The organism is sulfur-oxidizing endosymbiont of Gigantopelta aegis (genome assembly GCF_016097415.1).
Lineage (GTDB): Bacteria > Pseudomonadota > Gammaproteobacteria > GRL18 > GRL18 > GRL18.
Genome location: NZ_JAEHGE010000001.1, coordinates 1,929,952 through 1,954,447, shown reverse-complemented (window position 1 = coordinate 1,954,447; position 24,496 = coordinate 1,929,952). Strand labels below are relative to the sequence as shown.

Here is a 24,496-nt window from a genome sequence, read left to right as displayed (position 1 = left end):
CGTTGAAAGTGTGAATGTATGGTGCTGAGTCAGCGCGGGCAAATAAAGCCATTCCCACCCTACATCCGGAACAATATTGTTAATTATTATCCAGAACTCAGGTTAATTACGCACCATCACTATCCGCACAAAGCTTTAATGCTCGCGCATGATAGGCAATGTGTTCACCCACAAAACTGGCAATAAGGCACGCCTGCCTGAGACAAATAATTCCGCATAGCAGTCATGTGCATGAACAATAGCATCTGGATTATTTTTAATTCTTCAAATTATTGCGTACTTATTGATGTTTTTTTGAAAGACGACTCCGTTCTTTATCAGTATAAAACTGTAGGGTGGGCACGCTTTTTGTGCCCACCTTTTTATTCATTTTTTACTACAAAGTGTAAAGCGGGTTAGTCAGTCCCCCATTAAGCAACAATAGAAAATCTGTCAGCTTTCTTTACACATTCTGAATCCAAGTCATAACTTCAAATACAAATTCTACACCAAGCAAGAACCATACCGCTTATCATAAACAACGTTATGGCATGTTATATGCCTATTGCATAAACTGTGAAATATATCACACTTTTTAATTTTAGGAGTTCGTCATCAATGAAAAAATTTATAAGTCGTTTAGCTGTATGGCTTTGTTAACTATAGGGATGTTGCCTTTGACTGGGCATGCTGTGGTAATCCACAACACAGATGTAACTCCAAACGTCATAATGGGAAGCGGCATTCCTAATGACTCTTTTTCTGTCAATCAAAAAAATTCCATCGAAGTAGGATTACGAGCACGTGAGCGCTTTGTTAATCCTGTCGCTAGTGCTAATGGTGTCTTCACCTTCAACACAGGTACAGATGCAAGCAACCCAAATTGGGCACTTTGGAATATTGACTGGTCTGTCAATGTCAACTTTGATGACAATACCAACAACGACCTAGATGACTTTACTTATCTTATTGGTGGTGAAGAAGTGGGTGTCGGTGGAAGCACTGTATTTGATCCGATCATATTAACAGGCGGTCTTGTACAACAGGGCGCTTTAGCCTGTGCAGGCAATTCATTTGGTAATAATTCGACTGTTGCAGGCGGTGGTATTGAAGTGGATTGTTCAACCCTCCCTGCCATAGCCAGTACCAGTGCCATACCCAATTACAATAACCTTTTATCCGCAAACACTGTCATTCAGAACTCATGGAATCCAGGTTTACTGAATCTTGTTGGCTCATCATTCGACCCCAACAAAGTGGCCACTTATAATCTTTGGCTTGAAGTACTTGATGGCCAAGGTAACTCAATCACCAGAACAGATATTACGGTTAATACCATTGCTGTTCCTGAGCCAGCACCATTAGCATTACTTGCTCTTGGTCTTGTTGCCATCGGTTTTGTACGTCGTCGTAAATAATTTCTATTGCTAAAATTAGCAGTGCCGTAGGGTGGGCACGTTTTTTGTGCCCACGCTGAAAGTGTACAGATAAGGTACTCAATCAGCGTGGGCAGATAAAGCCATGCCCACCTACACCTGGAATAATACCATTAATTATTACCCAGAACTCAGGTTAATTACGCACCATCACTAACTGCACAAAGCTTTAATGCTCGCGCATGATAGGCTATATGTTCACCCACAAAACTGGCAATAAAATGATAGCTATGATCATAGCCTTCTTGCATTCTCAGTGTCAGAGCTTGTCCAGCCTGTTTACAGGCGGCCTGAAAGTTTTCAGGTAGCAATTGTCCCTCATCATAAAACTCATCAGCCGTACCTTGATCGATGAGAATATCAGCAAACTTCGCTCCCTCAGCAAGCAATAAAGTGGCATCATAAGCCTGCCATGCGTGTTTGTCTGCGCCCAAGTAAGCACTAAAACAGCCCTTGCCCCAGTCACATTCAACCGGATTAGCAATGGGTGAAAAAGCAGACACAGAGCAATAATCATGCGGCAGTTTCAAAGCACAAATCAATGCCCCATGACCACCCATCGAATGGCCGCTGATCGACTTAACATTCGCCATAATAGGTAATTCAGCCTCAATTAAACGGGGTAATTCCTCTGTCACATAGGCAAACATTTGATAATGTGTACGCCAGGGCTGTTGCGTAGCATTCACATAAAACCCTGCTCCGTGTCCCAAATCATAGCGTTCAGCCACATCGGCAACCGCTTCACCACGAGGACTGGTATCCGGAAAAATCAGGGCAATCCCCTGTTCAGCAGCATAGCGTTGCATACCAGCTTTAGTGCGTACATTGTCATCAGTACAAGTGAGACCGGACAGCCAATACAAGGCAGGCACCGGATGCAACTCAGCTTGTGGCGGCAAATAAACAGAAAAAGTCATCTGACACTGGCAAGTCACAGACTGGTGTTCATAGCGATTTAAGTAACCGCCAAACTCTTTTATGGATTCTATTGGTTTCATAAGCTTAAAATATAATCACTGAACGAATGCTTTCACCACTATGCATCAGGTCAAAGGCCTTATTAATATCTTCCAGTGGCATGGTGTGAGTCACTAATGAATCCAATTCGATTTTTCCATCCATATAACGGTCAACATAGCCGGGTAATTCACTACGGCCTTTCACTCCACCGAAGGCCGTGCCTTTCCAGGTGCGTCCCACAACCAGATTAAAGGGACGTGTTTCGATCACTTGCCCACCGCCTGCAACGCCAATGACAGTAGAGACTCCCCAGCCCATGTGAGTACATTCCAAGGCATCACGCATCACATGTACATTGCCAATACACTCAAAGGAATAGTCAGGGCCACCATTAAAAGTGTCCTGCATATACTCCACAAAAGAGCCATTGATATCATTGGGATTAACAAAGTCAGTCGCACCCAATTGCTTGGCAAAGGCAAACTTATCGGGGTTAATATCGATAGCAATAATACGCTCTGCGCCTGCCATGACTGCACCTTGCACACAGGACAAGCCAATGCCACCCAAACCAAAAACAGCCACCGTAGAGCCCGGCCTGACTTTAGCGGTATTAAGGACAGCACCAATGCCCGTTGTGACGCCACAGCCCAGCAGACACACTTTATCTAAGGGTGCGGCCTTATTGATTTTAGCCAGAGCAATTTCGGGCACTACGGTATATTCTGAAAAGGTAGAACAGCCCATATAATGAAAAATATCTTTGCCATTTTTAGAAAAACGGCGCGTGCCATCAGGCATATAACCCGTCCAGACAGTACCGGCAATGGATTGACATAAATTGGTCAAGTCCGATTGGCAATACTCGCAGGTGCCACACTCTGGAATATAAAGTGGTATCACATGATCGCCGACCTTGAGGTCTTTGACACCTGCGCCAAGTTCAACCACTTCGCAACCGCCTTCATGGCCTAAGACACAGGGAAATGATCCTTCTGGATCATCACCGGAAAGGGTAAAGGCATCGGTGTGGCACACGCCTGAAGCGATGGTTTTTAGTAGCACTTCTCCTTCTCTGGGGCCCATGACATCAATTTCTTCGATAACCAATGGTTTTTTAACTTCCCAGGCAACTGCGGCTCTTGCTTTCATTATTTATCCTTTTTTATTCATCCAGTACATTGATAAAATGTTGTTTTTTATTGTCTGTCATTTCTTTGCCATGTAAAAAGAGGCTAACAATATTCAGTGTATCATCTTTCACTTTGGCAGCAATATGATCGGGACTGATAGTATAACGTCCCAGCGCTTTTTCAACCGGCCAGTCGATATGTAAATAACTGACATAAATTAATTCTGAACAAACGATTCTATCACTGGTGGTGATATCAAAATTGAAATCATAGGCTTTGCCTAATTGTCGAAAAGCATTGAGGATCACCTGACGTAATTGGCTTTTGCTAAGTTTGTTATCGCGTAAAATAGCCATGTCATCAATGTTCATAAAATGGCTCAAGGGATCCAGTTCAACCCCCGACCGTAGAGCTTCGACAATGGCATGACCCTGATTAATTTTTTTCTGCCAAGGCTGCACAATGGGATGCGTCCATAAATCCAAGGCTCGCAGTTCTTGCTCATTACCAATCCAGATAGCCGCATGTCCCCAATAACCGGGAATAAATTGATCGGTTAGACGAAAAGGGGTTTTCTCCAAGAGAATATCACCGGCTTTTAGCTGCTGACTTATTTGCTGTTCCAAATCCTTCTGTTGATAGAGTTTGCCTTTGCGAGCTTCCACTAAGCCAATGGTATTTCCAAACAGCAAACTGAGCAAATTTACCCCTTCATTTTCTAGTTTAACCAAGGAGTCATTGCTCGCCACCGTGTAGAATTTTATTTTATTCTGTAAAAAAGACAGACTGGCGTTTTTTTGTAAAATTTGATACGAAGGACTTTGTTCAATGAGTGTTTTTAGATACCCGACACTATCATTTTTGACCGTCTTTTCTGCATTTTTTTGCTGCGTTAAATAAGCTTTAATTTCTCTTTGATAAAACTGAATGGCCTGTTTTGCTTGGGCGCGATTGATGACTGAATTAAAGGCTAATGTAGCATCCATAAGGTGGTTGCTGGACAAACCAAAACCACTATCGGGCTGATCAATAATCCGTCTGAGTTGGGGTTCTTGCTGAAAGCTTGCCACCACTAAAAGATAATTATCATAGAGATTTAATGCCGCTGAAAGTGACAGCATAATGCCTTTAAGTTGCATAATAGAAATAGCTTGCGAGGTCTGCTTTACAAAGAAGTTTTCGTCATTATTTTGCTCTTCCGGCAACCAACATTTTCTTGCCTGTACCATATCGTATAAACGTTGGCGTAACTTAAGATGTGTTTTTATCGCTTGTTTAAAGTGATTTAGACTGGCGGCGGAAAGGTGAGCATTGCTTTCTAGTTCGTTTTGTAGTGAGCCGAAAAGCTGTAGGCTAATGCTACGATGTTGCAGTGACTCTTCAATAAGAGAATAGTAAGTTTCAATATCCTGTGTTAATTGATTTGCTTGTTTTTTTTCAACTTGCGGCGAAAGCTCAGCATTCCATTGGCAAGTTGCAAACGCAGTGTTTTGCAAAACAAAGAAGATAAGTAATAGTTTACTCAGTATCCCTAACGGTTGGTGAAGCATGTTATTAATTCCTTTTAAGCTAGAATAATCAGTTCATCACTAGCAATTTCAAAGTACCAGTGCTTTTTTTAATTGTGCCTCATCAAAGGGAAAGGTCAAGGTATTATGTATCGGAAAGCGTGAACTGACTCTTTCAAAGCGTTCGACATTATCTTTATCTAAAAAGATCACCACCTTGATGTCCTGCTGGTGCTGAACGCTGGCCATAATCGATTCTAAGGAACTGGTTCTATCCCGAAAATCAGTTTGAAAATTAAATTCTGAAACCAATAGAGTGACCGCATTTTTTTTCAAAAAGCTGATCGCTTTACGTGGTGTGCTCACCATTTCAACGGTGAAGCCCATGCTTTCATAAACCGAGGTAAAATCCGGATAGCCGCCTTTTTCTACTACCGCTAATAATAACTTATCATCTGCCATGCATTGTTTACCTTTACTTTTTATTATCCTGCTTTTCTTGCAATTGTATATTCCACATGCTGCTATAAAGACCATTCAAAGCCAGCAATTCTTCATGACTCCCCTGCTCTTTAACCCGGCCTTTTTCCAGTACCAGAATAATATCCGCATCGGCAATAGTGGATAGTCGATGGGCAATGACTAGGGTGGTGCGTTGCTGTGCCACATCTGCCAGAGAACTTAAAATAATCTGCTCAGAATGTGAGTCCAGTGATGAGGTCGCTTCATCAAAAACCAGTATATGCGGATTTTTTAAAATCACCCGGGCAATGGCCACCCGTTGTTTTTCTCCGCCAGAGAGTTTGAGTCCGCGTTCGCCTACCACGGTATCATAGCCTTCAGGCAATTGAGCAATAAAACCATGAATATTGGCTAAACGACTGGCTTGAAACACTTCTTCCTCTGTTGCATCCGGACGGGCATAAATAATATTGTGGAAAATACTTTCATTGAATAGCACCGTATCCTGCGGCACAATACCCACTGCCTGACGCAGGCTATATTGTGTCACTTCTGTCACCGACTGCCCATCAATACTCACACTGCCACTATCAACATCATAAAAACGAAACAATAGCCGCGACAATGTTGACTTGCCCGCACCGGAGGGGCCGACAACCGCTAATTTTTTACCCGCTGGAATTTCAAAGCTGACCTTATGCAAAATCTGCCGCTCAGATTGATAGCCAAAATCAACATTATCAAATTTCACCACACCCTGTGACACTTGTAGCTCATTGGCCTTTTCGGCATCACTGACATCGCCTTTTTTATCCAGCAATTCAAACATCAGATCAATATCCGCCAGTGAATGCATCATGGAGCGATAAATAATGCCCAGAAAATTCAGGGGAATAAAGAGTTGCAACATCAGTGCATTAACCAAGACCAAGTCACCAATCGTCATGCTGCCATCAACAACACCCTGAGTGGCATAGAACATCATTGTCGTCACACCGACGGCAATAATACTGCCCTGACCAAAATTCAGTAGCGACATGGATGCCTGACTTTTTACCGCACAGTCTTCCCATTCGTCCAGAGTATTATCATAACGATTGATCTCATAAGGATCATTATTAAAATATTTCACCGTTTCATAATTAATTAAACCATCCACCGCCATGGCATTGGCACTGGAGTCCAAGCGGTTCATGTGGTGGCGAATATGCATACGCCAATTGGTGAGCAAGAGTGTAAAGGTAATATAAATAAAAACCGTACTAAAGGTGACAATGGAAAACTCAACCGCATAATCACCCAAGAGAAGCACCGCCACCAGCGCAAATTCAGCCACGGTTGGAATGATATTAAACACCAGATAATTCATAATCGATGAGACGGCTCGAGTACCCCGCTCTAAATCACGGGAAATGCCCCCCGTACGACGTTCTAAATGAAATTGTAGCGATAAGGAATAAAGGTGGGATAAGACTTCACGGGAAAGATTTCGCATGGCACGATAGCGAACTCGGGCAAAGACAGTATCACGTAATTCACTGAATAATACATTGAGAAGGCGTAGCGCACCATAGCCTAACAAGAGCACCACAGGTAAAACCAGAACGACATCCGTTTTAGACAAATTATCGACAATTTCTTTCAGGATAAATGGCACACCGACGGTGGCAACCTTGGCGGCAATCAAGAGCAGTAACGCGGCCAGCACTCGGCCTTTATATTCCCACAAAAATGGTACAATACGTCGAAGATTTGAGAAATCATGGCGATCTTTATGGGGTGCGGCAGTATAATGGGTACGAATAGTCATAATTAAATCAGGCAATAGCCTCTGGCAAATAAATAAGCATGCATTCTAATCAATTTTCGCGCTAAACTATACCTATAAAGATACTTATAACGACACTTAAACTATTTACTGGAAAACATTAAAATAAATTTATATTGTATGCAAATAATTAAATACCTTACAAAAAATAGTATTACCATCCTGTTATTCAGTATTTTCAGCTTATTTTTGACCGCTTGTGATGGCTTGGATAATACCTCTGATTCGGCATCAAAAAAACGCATTGCCCGCCCCTTGCCTGCGGTGGAAGTCGCTGAAGTCATGAATGAATCTATGAACCATAAAATGACCGTCACGGGGACTTTAGACCCCTTCCGCACGGTACGCTTTTTTAATCAGGCGCAAGGCATATTGGAAAGCTTGCCTTTTTATGAGGGTGATAAGGTCAACAAAGGCGATTTATTAGCGCGTATGGACGACACTATTTTTCGTGCCCAATACAATAAGGCTGATGCCACCCTCAAGCAGTCAATTATTGACTATGGACGCTTAGAAAAACTCTCTAAATCCAATCTCACCTCAAAAGAACTGTTGATTCGAGCCAAAACAAAGGTTGCCTTGGATAAAGCTGAATACAATTTGCAGAAAAAGCGTTTAAGCTATACACAGATTAAAGCCCCGTGGGCAGGCATTGTCAGCGAACGTCTGGCTGAACCAGGTGATGTATTACCCTTGCACACCCAGTTTATGAGTCTCATTGATACCTCCAGTCTTATCGTCAAAGTGCCTTTGTCTGAATTACATTTGAACCAGATAAAACTGCATGATGCGATTAGCTATCAGGTCGATGCTTTAGGGAAAAAAATCTGGCAGGGTAATATTTATCGAATTTATCCCAACATTAATGCCAAAACCCGCAAAGGCTTAGTCGAAGTAAAACTATCCCCCGTGCCCAAGGGAGCACGCCCCGGACAACTGGCGCGTATTTCACTGGTCACTGCCAATAAAACAGTGCTGGTAGTCCCCCTATCGGCCATCCGTTATGACCAATTAGGGGCTTATGTCTTTAGCATTGATGCTGAGAATAAAATTGCCCGCAAAAACATTATCACTGGGCGTAAATACCCACAAAAAATGGAGATATTATCAGGACTGAATGTTGGTGATAAAGTGGTCAGCAAAGGCTTATTCGGATTGCGTGACGGCAAAAAAGTTAATATCATCAATTCCCCTATGCAAGAATAAATGGGCAAGAATAAATGGGCAAGAATAAATGTGCCATAAAATAACATGCTAAAACACGCTGCAAATAATAATATCGCTGCTTGGGCCATCAAGCATCCTATTGGGGTCAATATGATTGCATTGGCCTTTTTGGTATTAGGCTTATTCATGCTAGAGCGACTAGGCGTGAATTTATTACCCGACATTATTTATCCCGATGTACGGGTACGTATTGTCGATCCCGGTGTGCCCGCTACCATTATGGAAGACAAAATCACCCGGCAACTAGAAGAACAATTGGCCATCACCGAAGGGGCAATTTCAATACAGTCTCGAACCACTGAGAGTCGTAGTTCCGTGGATCTGAGTTTTCCTTATGGCACGGATATCAATGTCGCTTTACGTGATGCCAGCAACCGTCTGGATCGAGCCAAACGTTTTTTACCCGACTCCATTGACCCACCCGTTATTTATAAGCGCGATCCCTCACAAATTCCTATCATCGAGTTTATTGTGAGTTCCAACCAGCGTTCTCCTATCGACTTGCGTAGCTATGTCGATTATCAATTAAGTAAATGGTTTATCAATATTCCCGGCGTAGCCTCAACTGAACTGGGTGGCGGTTTGGTTCGGGAAATTCAAATCATTCTGGATCAACAACGTCTAGTCCCTCAGCAGCTTAATTTTTCTGACATCGATAAGTTAATCAAAGAAGAAAACCGGGACATTGCCGCCGGACGTATTTATACCGCCTTTGACGAACTCAGCACTCGCACCAATGCTCGTTTTGAAACACTGGAAGAATTAGCGCAACTCCCCTTGCTTAACGAACAAGCACAACAAGTCGATGAGGCGGTGAAACTCAACGAAGTCGCACAGATTTTAGACACCCATGAAGATGAGCGAGTAAGCATTCGTCTCAATGGCATGGAAGGCGTTAAACTCTCCATACAAAAACAACCTCAGGCAAATACTGTAGCAGTTGTAGATGCGATAAACCAACGCATTAAGCAATTAAAAGATGAACATCTGATCCCTGATGATGTGCAAATTACGGCGGTTGATGATCAGGCTATTTTCATCAAACACGCACTTAGCAATGCCTCTCGTGCCGCTTTGACCGGTGCATTTCTAGCCATGTTAGTGGTGTATTTTTTCCTTGGTGATATTCGCCGCACTTTGATCATTGGTACGGCAATACCATTGGCGATTGTGATCACTTTTATTATTATGGAAATCACCGGGCTGACACTGAACATTATGACTCTGGGAGGATTAGCCCTGGGCATTGGTATGTTGGTCGATAGCACCATTGTGATGTTGGAAAATATTTCCCGCCATCAGTCCGAGCAACATGGCACACAAGAAAAAGGTCTTCACCCTGCCTTACAAGCAGCCAATGAAGTGAATAGCGCCATTGTCGCATCCACCAGTACCAATTTAGCCGCTGTACTGCCCTTTTTATTCATGAGTGGTCTGGTCGGACTCTTATTTAAAGAACTTATCATCACCATATCTGCTGCCATTGTGGCCTCCATGCTGGTTTCCCTCACGGTAGTACCGAGTCTTGCAGCACAACTCAAGCAACCCGTTAAAAAGCCCCCCCGAAAAATTTTTACCACCATTGCATCAGGCTATGAGCGATTAGTTGGTTTCATTATCCATCATGGTTGGCTACCCTTTATTATTTTACTGCCTGCCCTATTTTTGAGCGTGCAATTCATTATTAATGAAAAACAAATCTTTCTGCCTAAAATAGATGAAGGCCGAGTTTACCTCAGTATTTCTGGTGAGCCGGGTATGCGCCTGAACGAAATGGATCAGGTCGTAGACAAAATTGAAAGCCTATTATTAGCCGACAAAGAAGTTATTACAGTCTTTAGCACCATTGGTGGCAGTGTTTTTGGTCGCTCACAACGAGAAAGCAGTAATTCCAGCTCGATTAAAATTCAACTGACATCCAGTTCAGAACGTACTATGGATGCTCAAGCATGGATCACAGCCATCAAGCCTAAAATAGCCGCATTAAATTTAACCGGCATCAAAACCCGACTCTTTGTACGAGGCGTTCGTGGAGTACGTTTGGGCAAGAGTGATAAAAAAATCAGTCTGCGTGTACAGGGTGAAAATCTGCAAACACTCAATCAAATTGGCAATCAATTGGTCGCCAAGCTCAGTGAGGTTGACGGCCTAAGAAATCTTGAGCAAACCTATGAAGAAAACAATAAGGAACTGAAATTAAAAATTCGTCGTCAACGAGCAGCCGACCTAGGCATTAAGGCCAGCGACATTGGCTATGCACTGAGAGTCGCCTTAGATGGTGTCATCGTCTCTGATTTTATTGAAAATGATCGTGAATACAATATACGTATCCGCTTATCACGCGCTAGCATTTTATCCAATGATGATTTAAACCATATTTTAATCAAACATCACAATGGTGAAGCCGTCTATCTCAATGAGGTAGCCAATCTTGAATTTGCCGCCTCCCCCTCAGTGATTGTGCGTGATAATCAGCAAAGAATTGTCGAGCTTACTGCAAGCCTAATTGATGATGATGATCTACTCCCGGTCATGGCAAAAATTGAGCAGAAAATTAAAGACTTTCCCTTGCCTGATGGCTATTTTCTCTATAATAGCAGTGGCAGCAAGGCTATTCAGGAAGGCCGTGATATGAGTATGATTCTTTTTGTTCTGGCCATTTTTCTGGTCTTTGTGGTGATGACCGTGCAATATGAATCATTAAAAAATCCCTTAATTATCCTTATGGCAATCCCTTTTATGATCATTGGTGTTGCCGCCGGACTCTATTTCAGAGACTTGCCCGTATCAATGCCCGTCTGGCTCGGTTTGATTATGTTGGCAGGTATCGTAGTCAACAACGCTATTGTACTGGTCGAACAAATTGAACTGGAACGCAAAGCAGGTCTGGCATTAGAGCAGGCCATTAGTCATGCAGCCCGATTACGCTTGCGCCCTATTCTTATGACCACCCTCACCACCGTTGTCGGTATGTTGCCATTGTCGATTGGTCTAGGTGATGGGGCTGAAATGCTACAACCACTGGCAGTGGTGATTGTTTGGGGACTCAGTTTTTCCATGCTGGTCAGTTTGATTATCATTCCTATCTTATATCGACTTTTTCACTCTAATAAAGCACTTTAAACTGGCGCTAAATCGATTATAGCCTATACTTTTTCTAGAACCTTTTTCTATACCCAAAATCACCATATCTAGGAATTCGCTACGCTATGAAAAAATTGCTGGTCATATTGCTCATTATCATTGTCTGTTTACCCACTGTGGCCTTTTCAGAAAGTCTACGCATGTCACCTGAGCAACTTAAACAGCAATTAAGCGATAATTCCCTGATTATTCTTGATGCTCGCGATCCTGAGGCTTATCAAGCCGGTCACATTCAAGGTGCTTTAAGTTACCCCATTGCATTAACATACAAGAATCAGAAGTTGAATGGTAAAATCAGCTCCCCAGGTGTTACACAAAAGAATTTTCGCTTACGAGGCATCGATAAAAAGTCACAGGTTGTTATTTATGATAATGGTGATTTAGTCGATGCCGCTCGCCTATTTTGGATTTTAGAAGTCTATGGGCTCAGCAAGGTCAAGGTATTGGATCATGGCTATGACCACTGGATTAGTAAAGACTATCCCATTAGTTTAGAAAACCATACAGCAAAGCCCAGTCAATATATTGCCAGCTTAAACCATAAACGACTTGCCAGTAAATTTAGCACTCAATTAGCCACCCGTAATAAAAACCAACTCATTATCGATGCACGAAACACCTCAGACTATGTTGGCAAAACGTCCTCTGCCAAGCGTTTTGGCCACATACCAACAGCAATCAACCTCCCTGCTTCACATAATATTGCTAAAACCGGTGGTTTTTCCAGCCTGAAGAGTATTGATCAATTAACCAAGCTTTATAGCGATATTCCACGCAATAAAAAAGTGGTTATTTATTGTGCCATTGGACGTGTCTCATCAGCAAATTATCTAGCCTTGAGGGAGTTAGGCTATGATGTATCCAACTACGATGCATCATGGAATGAATGGGGTAATGACTTTAAACTCCCGATTGAAAAATAGCTATGTGGCAAAAATTCAGCATCCGCAGTCAATTAATTATTTTGATTGCCATTTTACTCATCGTTATTGAGTTGGGTATATTTCTCTTATTGACCTGGTTCGACCATCAAGAACGCCGCTCCATTGCAGTTGCTCAAGCTAGTACCCTTGGACGTTCTCTAAACAATGATTTACTCAAAGCCCTGCTCTCACCCGAAGCGGATATCTATGCTGACATTGCCTTTCGTATCAGCGGCTTTAAATCGGTCGATGCGCTGGTTTTATTTGATCAGGACAACCAAGCGATTTTAAGTCATGGTGTGCTGGATTATACTAGGGAGTTGCAGGGCAAAAAATTACTCATGGGACAATCTTGGTTTTCAAAACAAGATCGACTATTCCTTAAGCTTCCTGTTCAAGCAGATGATTACACCTATGGTCAAACCTTAATTGTCATCAACCCAAAGCAATACCAAACCGGTCTTAAAGAACATCTCTATACATTGTTATTTATTTTTCCTGCACTATTAGCCATTGGCTTATTGCTTGCTTGGAAAATCAGCCTTATTTTTACCCGGCCATTTCGTCAATTAGATCATGCAATGACGCATTATGACGTCCACAAACAAGAAAACCAAAATATTTCAACCGATGCCAAAAATGAAGTACGATCTTTGTTTGACGGTTTCAATAACATGATTGAACAAATCAAAGAAAAAACAAACAAGCTTGACTACCGCAGTCGCCATGATTATTTAACCGGTTTACTCAACCGTTATGCCATCGAACAGGAAATCGAGCAAGTATTACGACCCGATATAAACACGAGTCCTTCCCATCATGCATTATTAAGTATCGATCTGGATCAGTTTAAACTGGTGAATGACTCCGTAGGCCATATTGCGGGTGATGAAGTACTCAAAAAAATCGCCCTGATATTACAAAATGATATTCCCGATAACATTGTTATCGCTCGCGTAGGTGGTGATGATTTTTTTCTGCTGATAAAAAACACCTCAGAAGACGAAGCAATTCAATTTGCCAAACAACAACTTAAACGACTCAAAAGCGTACATTTTAAACATGAAGAGAATACCATTACCCTTTCAGCATCCATCGGCATGGTCATATTCGAGCCTTTTGAATACACTTTAGAAGAGCTGATAAAAACAGTGGATATTGCATTTTATAATGCCAAGGCCACCGGTCATAATAAACTGCATATTTATAACGAACAAAATAAAAACAATCATGATTTAGCAATCGCAGGCTATATCAAAGAAGCCTTACAGAACGGTCCTTCACGCTTTGAACTCTACGCTCAGGCCATTGTTCCCTTGCAGGATACAAACACTCACAAAATATCTTATGAAGTACTCATTCGAATGTGGAACGGCCAGGGTGAGTTTATGCCTCCCGATAGTTTTCTCGCCATTGCTGAACGCTACAATATGATGGTTGATATTGATATTTTTGTACTCAAGACATTCCTCGCCAGTGTCATGCAACAACCTGAACATGTAAAAAAACTACATTCTGCACATATTAATCTAGCCGGTGGCACACTGAATGATCCTGACTTTCAAACTGAACTGAAAAAAACAATTGAGCAAGTCGATTTTCCCTGGCAATGTCTGGAATTAGAAATTACTGAAACATCCGCTATTGGCAATCTGTCTCAAGCCTCAGAACTTATTAGTTTTTGTCATAGCAAAAAAATCGGTTTTGCTCTGGATGATTTTGGTACGGGGATGGCCTCGTTTGACTATCTAAAAAATCTACCGTTTAACGTGGTTAAAATTGATGGTAGCTTTGTACGCGACATGCTTACTAACGACTTTGATAAGTTGATGATCCGTCATACTCAGGAAATATGTCAGCTCAACAACCAGGAAACTGTAGCTGAATATGTTGAAACACAGGAAGATGTAGATACTCTAACTAAAATGGGCATCACTTATGGGCAGGGCTATCATTTAGGTAAACCAAAACCATTGAATGACTGGTTTTAATCATTCTATGGCTCTGCTAGAAATTCTTGATAATGCTAAAAACAGTTTTACTTTCGCAGGGTAATAGACGTCCACATTCAGGCGATTTGTCACCCGCGTTAATATCAATGTAATCAACTTTGAGTTTCATGCCCTTATAAGTGGTAGAAACGCCAACACTCCAGTCCTGATAATCTTCCATCCCCCCTTTTTCGGCCTGTTTATCAAACTTGTTCCAGCCATAACGGGTTTCCAGTGAAAAAATATCTTTGATGGGCACTGCAACACCTAATTCATAATTATAATATTTGCCAAAGCCATAAGAATCAGGGCTGTACTTAAGACTTGCCTCAGGGGTTAAATGCTTAAATTGATAGCCCATGCGCGTTTGATATTCATTGCTGGTATGATTGATGGTATTTTTTTGTTCGGAGTTAATGCCATGATAAGGCGATGCAAAAGTAGCATTTTGATCTTTATAATCAAGTTCAATTAACAAAGGTGAGTCATTGATTGTTTTAGCTGACTTGGACTTTGCCGACTTGCTTGTTATTGATTTTCTCTGGAGGAAATTTACACGAAAGTCTTTTTCAAAATCTTTGAAAAAGGGTGCGTTAGATATTTTTTGCTTGGGCAATTTTTCCGGAGGCCTGACAAGCGCTGGCTTGCCGATACCGTATGCAGAAAAATCATCCGAAGCTAGGATATGAGTAGGCACGAGCATCCCTACAGAGGCGAGTATAGTCCCTGTTAAAGATAGAAAAAAAACTTTATGCAAGCTTGTTTCTTGGTTACTCATATCCTATCCGTTGACTATTTATTGAAAACATCTTTTTCGAAGTGTTGTATACCCGTGATACTTGGAAATGCAGCAAGGCATTTTGATTTAGAGCCGATTGATTGTATAAGCACTACATGATTGAGGCTTTAAATTACATCTCTTAACAAAGAGAACGAAGTCTGCACTTCCAAGTATCAGAGGTATATTCAGCATAGACATAAACTGCTTTTTAATCTGTACCCACAAATCAAATTTAATAAATATTTAGCTTATCAATTGTTTTTGTGACAAATTGCTCAGAATCAAAAATCTGAAAAATCGGTCTCAACTGTAAAGTGACTTAAAATTCCCACCAGCCACTCAAAAAGTGGTAATAATTGCTGATAATATGCATAACAAAATGGCACAAAATCAGCAGCATAAACCTGCTGGGGCAAGGGCACTTGAAACCAGCATTTTAGGCCTTTATAACGAATCAAATCTTCATTAAAAAAGCCTTCTGCCTCATCACATGGCACAAAACCTCTCGGTATGCGTTTTAATTGTTCGCCATGTATTTGAATACCGGCTTTCTTTAAAGCTGCGACTATTTTTTTAATTGCTTTGCCCGCACGAGGATGCGCACATTGCTGTCGCCAGGCTTGTAGGTACTCAGGCGTAAAGTGATTAATACCAACGCCTATTTGCACAAACTCTGGTCGAATAGACAAATAAAACCCCGGACACCGAGTACGCTTCAAAGCCCCCTGCCAGAACAAATAAGACAGATGGGTTTTATAAGGTGTTTTGTCTTTGCTGAATCTAGCGTCTCTTGCAAAACGATAAATAGAGCCATTCACCTTGGGAACCACATTAATGCCCGGTGCAATCTGTTGCAAGGCTTCACCCAGATCTTCGACCAGATCTCGAGAAACTTCTAAAATATCTTGCTGATAAAAGTCATAATGCGCATCAAACCAAGGCTTATTGTTATTTTGCTTCACTTGATTCAGAAATTGAATGGCTTCATGGCTGAATCCGATGAACTTAGACATTGTAAACCTCTTTTAAATGGCAGCACATAATCAATTACCCGTAGAGGGTCTTGTAAAATTATAAATAAAATAAGCATCTAGGTACAATTTGCGCTACAATAACGTTATTACACTACTTGATTGAATACTTGATTTAACATTTAATTTAATGCTTGAGGAGATTTCTAATGAAAAAAATCGTGCTTATCATCAGTGCCGTTATTCTCATTGTGATCGCGCTGGTTTACCTTCTCAACCCAAAAGGAATCTATCAGCTCTCCGACAAGACAACTCAATATATCCCCTATCAAGAAGTGCCTGAAGGTGCTATTTCATTAAAAGCTAAAGACTGTGGTCTCTGCCATAGTGAAATCTATCAGGAATGGCAAACATCACTGCATGCCAAAGCATTTGTTGACCCTTTTTTCACTGCTTATTTAAAAAAGGACAAGGGTGATCCCACTTGCGCAGTATGTCATACGCCACTGCTTAATCAGTCCCCCGTTCTATTATTTTCAAAATCAGGTAACTTTTCAGGAGGTTATGATGATCTACAGTAACTTCTCAATAAGTCTGTGCAAAACTTGAAATAAAAACAAAAAAAGTCTTGACAGCATTTTAGAGGACAAAAATTGCATTTTCACTGCCCCATGTAATTTATCCCTATAAATGATCCTGTCGATCTGTCTCAGATCGAAATAGAATATTTTTGAATATTATCTTAACTGAGAGGGAGTTTGATCAACACAGGGCAAACTAAAGAGCCTTAAAAAGCCATGATACAATTGTTTTATTGAAAACAACCTGTATTGATTATAGTGAAAAAATTACCCAATTCCAGAGATACCTGAAGAAGAAAAGACACCGGTAGTCCGATTACTCCTTGCTTTCATGGAGCAACAACAGGAAATCATTCAAAACCAACAGGTTGAAATCGATGCCCTTAAAACAGAAGTTGCTAAGCTTAAAAAGCTACCTCCAAAGCCTAAAATAAGAGCCAGTAAATTGCCAAAGGATGATGACAATGATAATCCGACAGGTCATTCAGGAAGCAAGAAAAACAACTCAGGAAATGGGACTAGTAAAAGTCGTAAACGAAAGAAGAAATTGGCTATTCATAAAACCACCGTTATCAAACCAGATAACCTGCCAGAACATTCACGTTTTTTAGGGTATCAGGATTATTTTGTTCAGGAGCTGCTGATTAAGCCTTTCAATACTCGTTATCGATTGGCTCGCTATAAAACACCCGATGGTGATACCTGTATAGGAAAATTGAGCTTTGATACACATATAGGACATTTTGGCCATACATTACAGAGTTATATCGTTTATCAATATTATCACCAGAGAGTGACTCAGCCATTGATAATACAACAATTAACAGAATTAGGTTTTGATATTTCAACGGGTCAGATCAATGAGATTTTAATCCATGACAAAGACCATTTTCATACTGAAAAAAATACATTGCTAACTGCCGGTATCAACAATAGTACTTATATCCATGTTGATGATACGGGTAGTCGTCATGATGGAAAGAATGGTTATTGTACTCACGTTGGCAATGAAACCTTTGCCTGGTTTTCAAGTACTCGATATAAGAGCCGGATTAATTTTCTACAATTGTTACGAGGTGCTGCTGTTGATTATACGCTCAACGATGCAGCACTTGATTATATGAGAGCAGAAAAATTACCTCACAAGCCATTGAGCGTTATTGAACAAAGTCATCAGACTTGCTTTGATAATGAAGAAGCCTGGAAATACTATCTGCAGAACAATAGTATCATAACACAACGGCATGTTCGCATTGCCACAGAAGGCGCTTTACTGGGGGCATTAATTAACAGTGGCTTTCCAAGTGATTTGGTGATTGTGAGTGATGATGCAGGACAATTTGATATTTTGTTGCACGCATTATGTTGGATACATGCAGACAGAGTGTTTCAGCGGATACTACCACTCAATGAGCGACATGATAAAGAACTGAACTGGGTACATACTCAGATTTGGGAACTATTTTATGATCTCAAACAATATAAACTTGAGCCAGATGATCCGTTGAAGTCAGCGATTGCTGAACATTTTGATGAATTGTGCCGGACTAAAACAAGCTTTGAAACGTTGAATCAGGCACTGAAACGATTGGCAAGAAATAAAACAGAATTACTGCTGGTATTGGAACGGCCTGATATTCCTCTTCATAATAATTTGAGTGAAAATGATATTCGAGAATATGTTATTAAGCGTAAAATTAGTGGTAGTACACGCTCAAAGGATGGGCAACTTTGCAGAGATACCTTTGTCAGTTTAAAGAAAATTGTTTGAAACAAGGAATTTCATTCTGGGATTTTATTAATGACCGGATCAGCAAGAGAAATTTGATCCCATATCTGCCTGAGTTGCTGAAAGGTAAAGTTTGTGCTGTTTAAATGCACAGACTTATTGAGAAGTTACGTGGTTTAAATCCTACAAAAAGAAAAAAGATTGTTTTTTTAAGTATTTCTTGAGAGTTTGTTTTGATCAATCTATAGCGAAGTAATGTGGCTATACTTAACACGTCTGAAAAAGAATTGGCAAAAGTGATTCAGGAGCGTGATTTATTAAAAAGGCCACAGCGTACTTTGCAAGGGAAACTTTGTGAAGTACGCATGGATAACTGATCAGGCTAAAGATTACCCGGTAACGATTCTGTGCCGTTTTATGGATGTTTCCCGTAGTTGCTATTATGATTGGGTTAGCTCTCCTAAAACGGATAGAGAGAAAGAAAATGAAGCGCTTACTGAGCAGCTAAAAAACTGTTTGAAGACAGTCGCAAGACTTATGGAACCCGTCGTCTTAAAAAGAAAACTGGCTGAAAAAGGCGTTCATATAAGCCGCCGGAGAATTGGTCGATTAATGAAAAAAGCCGGTTTGTTTTGTAAAACGAAGAGACGCTTTAAAGCGACGACTAATTCCAAGCATAATAAGCGTATATCTCCAAATTTACTGGAAAGAGAGTTTACTGTCTCTCAACCTGATCGCTACTATGTGGGTGATATTACCTATATTGCCACCAAGGAAGGCTGGTTATATTTAGCGGTTGTCATTGACTTATTCTCTAGGCAAATTGTTGGCTGGTCGATGGATGAGCGAATGAAAGCCAAGCTAGTCAATGATGCTTTACTGATGGCCATATGGAAGCGTAAACCAATGGATGGATTGCTTTGGCATACTGACCGAGGTAGCCAATATGCCTCTGATAGTCATAGAAAAATATTGTCGGATCATAACATAATTCAGTCTATGAGCCGCAAAGGAAATTGCTGGGACAATGCTGTATCAGAGAGCTTCTTTCATAGTTTGAAAACTGAATTGACGCACCATTGTCGATTCAAAACCAGAGTAGAAGCAAAGCAGGCAATATTTGAATATATTGAGGTATTTTATAATCGGGAGCGACTTCATTCGGCTAATGATTATTTGTCACCAGTCGATTATGAAATACAGCAGGAAATAGCTTAAATCGATTGATTGAAGAGGGGTAAAAGGCGACATAAATGCCGCCCATTACCGTTGACGGCCATCGGCTCCTCAGCCTGTGCCGTGAAGATATTGTAACAGGATCATTACCGTTGTGAAAATACCTTGGGTGAATGGAACGGCTCTATCGTTCCAGAGGGCAAAGCCCTTTCTCTTCATCTGTTTAAAGTTAACATGAGAAACTAAAATGATAGGAAATACAAAATGACAAAAATCACTTGAAACAGCCAAAAAAATATTTAGAAAACTGTCCGGAAAAGTGTTGACACATCAAAACCTTTGCCTGGTTTTCAAGTACTCGATATAAGAGCCGGATTAATTTTCTACAATTGTTACGAGGTGCTGCTGTTGATTATACGCTCAACGATGCAGCACTTGATTATATGAGAGCAGAAAAATTACCTCACAAGCCATTGAGCGTTATTGAACAAAGTCATCAGACTTGCTTTGATAATGAAGAAGCCTGGAAATACTATCTGCAGAACAATAGTATCATAACACAACGGCATGTTCGCATTGCCACAGAAGGCGCTTTACTGGGGGCATTAATTAACAGTGGCTTTCCAAGTGATTTGGTGATTGTGAGTGATGATGCAGGACAATTTGATATTTTGTTGCACGCATTATGTTGGATACATGCAGACAGAGTGTTTCAGCGGATACTACCACTCAATGAGCGACATGATAAAGAACTGAACTGGGTACATACTCAGATTTGGGAACTATTTTATGATCTCAAACAATATAAACTTGAGCCAGATGATCCGTTGAAGTCAGCGATTGCTGAACATTTTGATGAATTGTGCCGGACTAAAACAAGCTTTGAAACGTTGAATCAGGCACTGAAACGATTGGCAAGAAATAAAACAGAATTACTGCTGGTATTGGAACGGCCTGATATTCCTCTTCATAATAATTTGAGTGAAAATGATATTCGAGAATATGTTATTAAGCGTAAAATTAGTGGTAGTACACGCTCAAAGGATGGGCAACTTTGCAGAGATACCTTTGTCAGTTTAAAGAAAACTTGTTTGAAACAAGGAATTTCATTCTGGGATTTTATTAATGACCGGATCAGCAAGAGAAATTTGATCCCATATCTGCCTGAGTTGCTGAAAGGTAAAGTTTGTGCTGTTTAAATGCACAGACTTATTGAGAAGTTACCAATTCAGTGCCTAAGCCATTGATATGTTGAACAATAAATCGGCCGAGTGCGACACGCACCTGAGCTGTCAAAATTCCGGCATCCTGAGTTTGTCCGGCGTATTCTGCCATTGCTTCAATAATAGTTTTAAAGTCCCGTACCGGAATTGATTCACTCAATAAATTCTGTAACACTTTGACGACAGTGCTCAATGGCAGAATCTTAGGCACTAAATCTTCCACCAGTTTAGGTGCTGACACAGCCAATCTATCAAGCAATTGCTGCACTTCTTCATGCCCTAGTAATTGCGTGGCATTTTCATTCAACAATTGGCTTAAATGAGTGGCAATGACGGTATTTGAATCAACGACGGTATAACCGAGCGTTTGTGCATTTTCTTTCTCATTTTGCTCTATCCAGGTCGCCGGTAAACCAAAGGCTGGATCTTTTGTTTTGATGCCATTAATTTCACCAAACACCTGACCGGGGTTAATCGCCATATCGTGATCGGGGTGTACTTCGGCTTCACCCACTGACACGCCCATCAAAGCAATGCGATAGACATTGGGCGCGAGATCTAAATTGTCACGAATATGCACTGGTGGGATTAAGAAGCCTAAATCTTGAGAAAGCTTTTTACGTACCCCTTTGATACGACTCATTAACTGTCCACCCTGAGATTTATCCACCATGGGAATCAGGCGGTAGCCCACTTCAAGACCAATGGAATCAATGGGCATTACATCATCCCAACTTAATTCTTTAAGATCACTCGATGATTCTTCAGTCGCTTGCTGTTGTAGCTCTTTTTTCTCTTGAATTACTTCAAGTTCAGTATTTTGTGTCTTGTTATGAATGCGCCATGCAGCAAATCCACTCATACCCGCAAAACTTAAAAAAGCCAGATGAGGCATACCGGGCACAATACCCATCACAGCCATAATGAATGCGGTAACGCCTAGCGTTTTAGGCTTGCTGAATAAGTCTTCGATGAACTTACCGCCCATGTCTCCTTCACGGTTTTCACGCGTCACCATAATACCAGCAGCAGTGGAAAGAATGAGTCCCGGTATTTGTGCGACTAGGCCATCACCAATGGTCAGTAACACAAAAACTTCCGCTGCATCCGCAGCACTCATATCATGCTGAACCATGCCAATGACAAAGCCACCGACCACATTAATCAGAGTAATCAATATCCCAGCAATGGCATCACCCCGAACAAACTTACTGGCACCATCCATAGAACCATAAAAATCTGCTTCGCGGGTGACTTCTTCACGGCGATTTTTTGCTTCATCTTGATCGATCAGGCCTTGATTCAAATCGGCATCAATGGCCATTTGTTTACCGGGCATACTATCCAAAGTAAAACGGGCACTCACTTCAGCAACCCGTCCAGCACCCTTGGTCACAACGATAAAGTTGATAATGATCAGGATAATAAAAACCACTAAACCAACCGCAAAATTGCCACCAATGACCACCTCACCAAAAGACTGAATCACCTTTCCTGCAGCATCTGGGCCTTCATGACCATGTAATAAAACCACCCGTGTTGAAGCCACATTTAATGACAAACGCAATAAGGTAGCAATCAAAATAACGGTAGGGAAAATAGCAAAATCAAGCGGTTTTTTGGCGTAAATAACGATCAGAAGAATAATCAGTGCGAGAGTAATGTTGAAAGTGAAAAACATATCCAGCAAAATAGTCGGCATGGGTAAAATAACCATGGCCAACATACCCATCAAGAGTATGGGGGCACCAAGACCACCTTGAATCAGCTCACTAATTCGAGTTTTAATACTACTTTCTGCTAGGGTGGCCATAAAAATCCTGTGACTAATTTTTGACGAAATGCTTATTTATTTCGTATTATTAGTACTCAAAGCAGATTATGTGCCAATAATTATGGCTGCGCAGGTTTGATTTTTTTTTAACTTCGATTAAACTCAAAGAAACTTAACGTCAGGCTTAATCTCATGCACTGCTTTCAAGCTTGCTCTAAAATCGTCTATCTGATTGCCCTTACTCTAATGCTCTGTCTTAACTCAAGCCTGGTTTATGCTGATGACAGTGATGATTTTCTTACGCCTAGAATTTCAACGCATGAAAAAGTGGCATTGTTATTACAAGCGACTGATCTCGCACCACAGAAAATCTCAATTTGTTTTAACTATGGTTGTCATAGCAAAAAAATCATTCACATCCCCAAGCACACCATTGAGGCCATTAAAAATGTTTTTTCCCAAGCTGACAGTTCCTCCAAGGGCGAACGTCTGGCAATTGCCCAATCCATTGCACTGCTTGAACAGGTCGCTGCCTCACAAACACCGGTGTACAATGACAAGGCCAAAAATTTCAATGATAATGGCTTGTCTGGACGTATGGATTGCATTGATTCAACGGTTAATAGCACCCATTATCTTGAATTTATCAAGCAACTGGGTTTATTACAACGGCATGAACTTTATTCCCCCATCTACCGCTCTCCCTATCTAATGGGCCAGCATTGGTCTGCACAAATAAAAGACAAACGCCATGAACAATATTATGCTGTCGATTCCTGGCCAACCGATATTGGCCAACCACCCGTCATTCAAATAGTAGAACAATGGAAAACTAGGGAAGCGATTAATGAAAATTAATTTTTTCAATTTTCTGTATCTATCCGCATCAAATTAAATCTATCCACATCAAATTAAGACTCTGTTAATAACAATAAGGTAGAATATTCGTAACCGATTAGAGTAATTCCCGTACCGATTAAATAAAAAGGACTTAGCCATGTCAGATATTGACTCTAAAGCACACACATTTCATCAGGGCGAACTGGATGCACAAAAAAAATGGCAGACGGAAGACTTATGGGATGGTGAACGCAAGCAAAAATTACTGTGGTCGAAAATACCGACTGAATATCATCAACGAATTGAACAAGCCCCCTTCTTTTTTCTCGCGACCAGTGATCTTGATGGCCATTGTGATTGTTCTTTTAAGGGCGGAGGACCGGGGTTAATCAAAGTCATCGATGCCAGTCATTTTGCTTTTCCTGATTTCGATGGTAATGGTGCATTTATGAGTCTGGGTAATATAATGCAAAATCCGCATGTTGGTTGTTTGTTTATTGATTTTACGGATGGGGCTCGATTGCGAGTCAATGGCACTGCAAGCATTCATGAAAATGATAGTATTAGTGACTATTTCACCCAGAGTCAGCGAGCGATATTGGTGAGCATTGAACAGGTAGTGCCGAACTGCAAGGCGTATATTCCTCGTTTACAAGCAGTTGAAAATAAGGCCTAATGAGTGTCCATCCATAAATAGGCTTCATCCGTTTATTCTAGAATTATTTGATAAGCACCGAAGCAAATTTAAAGTGACTATAGGGTGGGCACGTTTTTTGTGCCCACGCTGAAAGTGTACATAATAAGCGCTTGAGTCAGCGTGGGCAGAT

General features: G+C 41.0%; 18 protein-coding genes and 1 pseudogene. 11 read left to right on the top strand and 8 right to left on the bottom strand.

Annotated features, from left to right (window positions below; translation table 11 throughout):
• Positions 1 to 710 precede the first annotated feature (710 nt).
• Positions 711 to 1,397, top strand: coding sequence for a PEP-CTERM sorting domain-containing protein (locus tag JEU79_RS09715; RefSeq protein ID WP_198263957.1), 687 nt, complete (start codon positions 711 to 713; stop codon positions 1,395 to 1,397).
• A 158-nt stretch (positions 1,398 to 1,555) separates the two neighbouring features.
• Here JEU79_RS09715 and fghA read toward each other — a convergent pair whose 3' ends face one another.
• Genes fghA through JEU79_RS09690 form a run of 5 tightly spaced genes read right to left on the bottom strand, consistent with a single transcriptional unit; the run spans position 1,556 to position 7,291 of the window.
• Positions 1,556 to 2,416 carry an S-formylglutathione hydrolase gene (fghA, locus tag JEU79_RS09710; RefSeq protein WP_198263956.1) on the bottom strand — a complete coding sequence of 287 codons (861 nt, stop codon included), beginning with the start codon at positions 2,414 to 2,416 and terminating at the stop codon, positions 1,556 to 1,558.
• 4 nt (positions 2,417 to 2,420) lie between these two features.
• The gene (locus JEU79_RS09705; RefSeq protein ID WP_198263955.1) at positions 2,421 to 3,530 is read right to left on the bottom strand and encodes an S-(hydroxymethyl)glutathione dehydrogenase/class III alcohol dehydrogenase; all 1,110 of its coding nucleotides are present in this window, start codon (positions 3,528 to 3,530) and stop codon (positions 2,421 to 2,423) included.
• Positions 3,531 to 3,543: 13 nt separating this feature from the next.
• The gene (locus tag JEU79_RS09700; protein ID WP_198263954.1) at positions 3,544 to 5,061 is read right to left on the bottom strand and encodes a YiiX/YebB-like N1pC/P60 family cysteine hydrolase; all 1,518 of its coding nucleotides are present in this window, start codon (positions 5,059 to 5,061) and stop codon (positions 3,544 to 3,546) included.
• A gap of 48 nt (positions 5,062 to 5,109) precedes the next feature.
• Positions 5,110 to 5,481 (bottom strand): hypothetical protein, encoded by a 372-nt coding sequence (locus JEU79_RS09695; RefSeq protein WP_198263953.1) that lies wholly within the window; start codon positions 5,479 to 5,481, stop codon positions 5,110 to 5,112.
• Between the two features lie 13 nt (positions 5,482 to 5,494).
• A complete protein-coding gene (locus JEU79_RS09690) occupies positions 5,495 to 7,291 on the bottom strand; it encodes an ABCB family ABC transporter ATP-binding protein/permease (RefSeq protein WP_198263952.1) in 1,797 nt (598 codons plus the stop codon).
• Between the two features lie 207 nt (positions 7,292 to 7,498).
• Between JEU79_RS09690 and JEU79_RS09685 the strand changes: the two genes are divergently transcribed.
• The 4 genes from JEU79_RS09685 to JEU79_RS09670 all read left to right on the top strand — a co-directional run bounded on the left by JEU79_RS09685 (position 7,499) and on the right by JEU79_RS09670 (position 14,594).
• Positions 7,499 to 8,515, top strand: a complete 1,017-nt coding sequence (locus JEU79_RS09685; RefSeq protein WP_198263951.1) for an efflux RND transporter periplasmic adaptor subunit — start codon at positions 7,499 to 7,501, stop codon at positions 8,513 to 8,515.
• Positions 8,516 to 8,560: 45 nt separating this feature from the next.
• Positions 8,561 to 11,659: an efflux RND transporter permease subunit gene (locus JEU79_RS09680; RefSeq protein WP_198263950.1), complete on the top strand. Its 3,099-nt coding sequence runs from the start codon at positions 8,561 to 8,563 to the stop codon at positions 11,657 to 11,659.
• Between the two features lie 86 nt (positions 11,660 to 11,745).
• Entirely contained in the window at positions 11,746 to 12,603 is an 858-nt protein-coding gene (locus JEU79_RS09675; protein ID WP_198263949.1) for a sulfurtransferase, read from the top strand.
• A gap of 2 nt (positions 12,604 to 12,605) precedes the next feature.
• Positions 12,606 to 14,594: a putative bifunctional diguanylate cyclase/phosphodiesterase gene (locus JEU79_RS09670; RefSeq protein WP_198263948.1), complete on the top strand. Its 1,989-nt coding sequence runs from the start codon at positions 12,606 to 12,608 to the stop codon at positions 14,592 to 14,594.
• A gap of 16 nt (positions 14,595 to 14,610) precedes the next feature.
• On the opposite strand, the gene JEU79_RS09665 is transcribed toward JEU79_RS09670, so the two are convergent.
• Positions 14,611 to 15,291, bottom strand: a complete 681-nt coding sequence (locus tag JEU79_RS09665; RefSeq protein WP_214660540.1) for a TorF family putative porin — start codon at positions 15,289 to 15,291, stop codon at positions 14,611 to 14,613.
• A 365-nt stretch (positions 15,292 to 15,656) separates the two neighbouring features.
• Positions 15,657 to 16,388 carry a DUF2461 domain-containing protein gene (locus JEU79_RS09660; protein WP_198263946.1) on the bottom strand — a complete coding sequence of 244 codons (732 nt, stop codon included), beginning with the start codon at positions 16,386 to 16,388 and terminating at the stop codon, positions 15,657 to 15,659.
• Positions 16,389 to 16,555: 167 nt separating this feature from the next.
• On the opposite strand from JEU79_RS09660, the gene JEU79_RS09655 reads away from it, so the two are divergent.
• The 4 genes from JEU79_RS09655 (at position 16,556) to JEU79_RS09640 (ending at position 21,031) form a co-directional block, all read left to right on the top strand.
• A complete protein-coding gene (locus JEU79_RS09655; RefSeq protein WP_198263945.1) occupies positions 16,556 to 16,927 on the top strand; it encodes a multiheme c-type cytochrome in 372 nt (123 codons plus the stop codon).
• A gap of 331 nt (positions 16,928 to 17,258) precedes the next feature.
• Positions 17,259 to 18,698 (top strand): IS66 family transposase, encoded by a 1,440-nt coding sequence (locus JEU79_RS09650; protein ID WP_246540146.1) that lies wholly within the window; start codon positions 17,259 to 17,261, stop codon positions 18,696 to 18,698.
• Positions 18,699 to 19,010: 312 nt separating this feature from the next.
• Positions 19,011 to 19,874, top strand: coding sequence for an IS3 family transposase (locus tag JEU79_RS09645; RefSeq protein ID WP_198263029.1), 864 nt, complete (start codon positions 19,011 to 19,013; stop codon positions 19,872 to 19,874).
• Between the two features lie 347 nt (positions 19,875 to 20,221).
• Positions 20,222 to 21,031, top strand: a complete 810-nt coding sequence (locus JEU79_RS09640; protein WP_198262761.1) for an IS66 family transposase — start codon at positions 20,222 to 20,224, stop codon at positions 21,029 to 21,031.
• 25 nt (positions 21,032 to 21,056) lie between these two features.
• Here the strand turns inward: JEU79_RS09640 and flhA are convergent.
• Positions 21,057 to 22,868 (bottom strand): annotated as a pseudogene (gene flhA / locus JEU79_RS09635) (flagellar biosynthesis protein FlhA); the annotation flags it as partial.
• A 153-nt stretch (positions 22,869 to 23,021) separates the two neighbouring features.
• On the opposite strand from flhA, the gene JEU79_RS09630 reads away from it, so the two are divergent.
• Both JEU79_RS09630 and JEU79_RS09625 read left to right on the top strand, forming a co-directional pair.
• Complete coding sequence (locus tag JEU79_RS09630; RefSeq protein ID WP_198263943.1) at positions 23,022 to 23,687, top strand: hypothetical protein; 666 nt, start codon at positions 23,022 to 23,024, stop codon at positions 23,685 to 23,687.
• A 139-nt stretch (positions 23,688 to 23,826) separates the two neighbouring features.
• Positions 23,827 to 24,345, top strand: coding sequence for a pyridoxamine 5'-phosphate oxidase family protein (locus tag JEU79_RS09625; protein ID WP_198263942.1), 519 nt, complete (start codon positions 23,827 to 23,829; stop codon positions 24,343 to 24,345).
• The last annotated feature ends 151 nt before the right edge of the window (positions 24,346 to 24,496 follow it).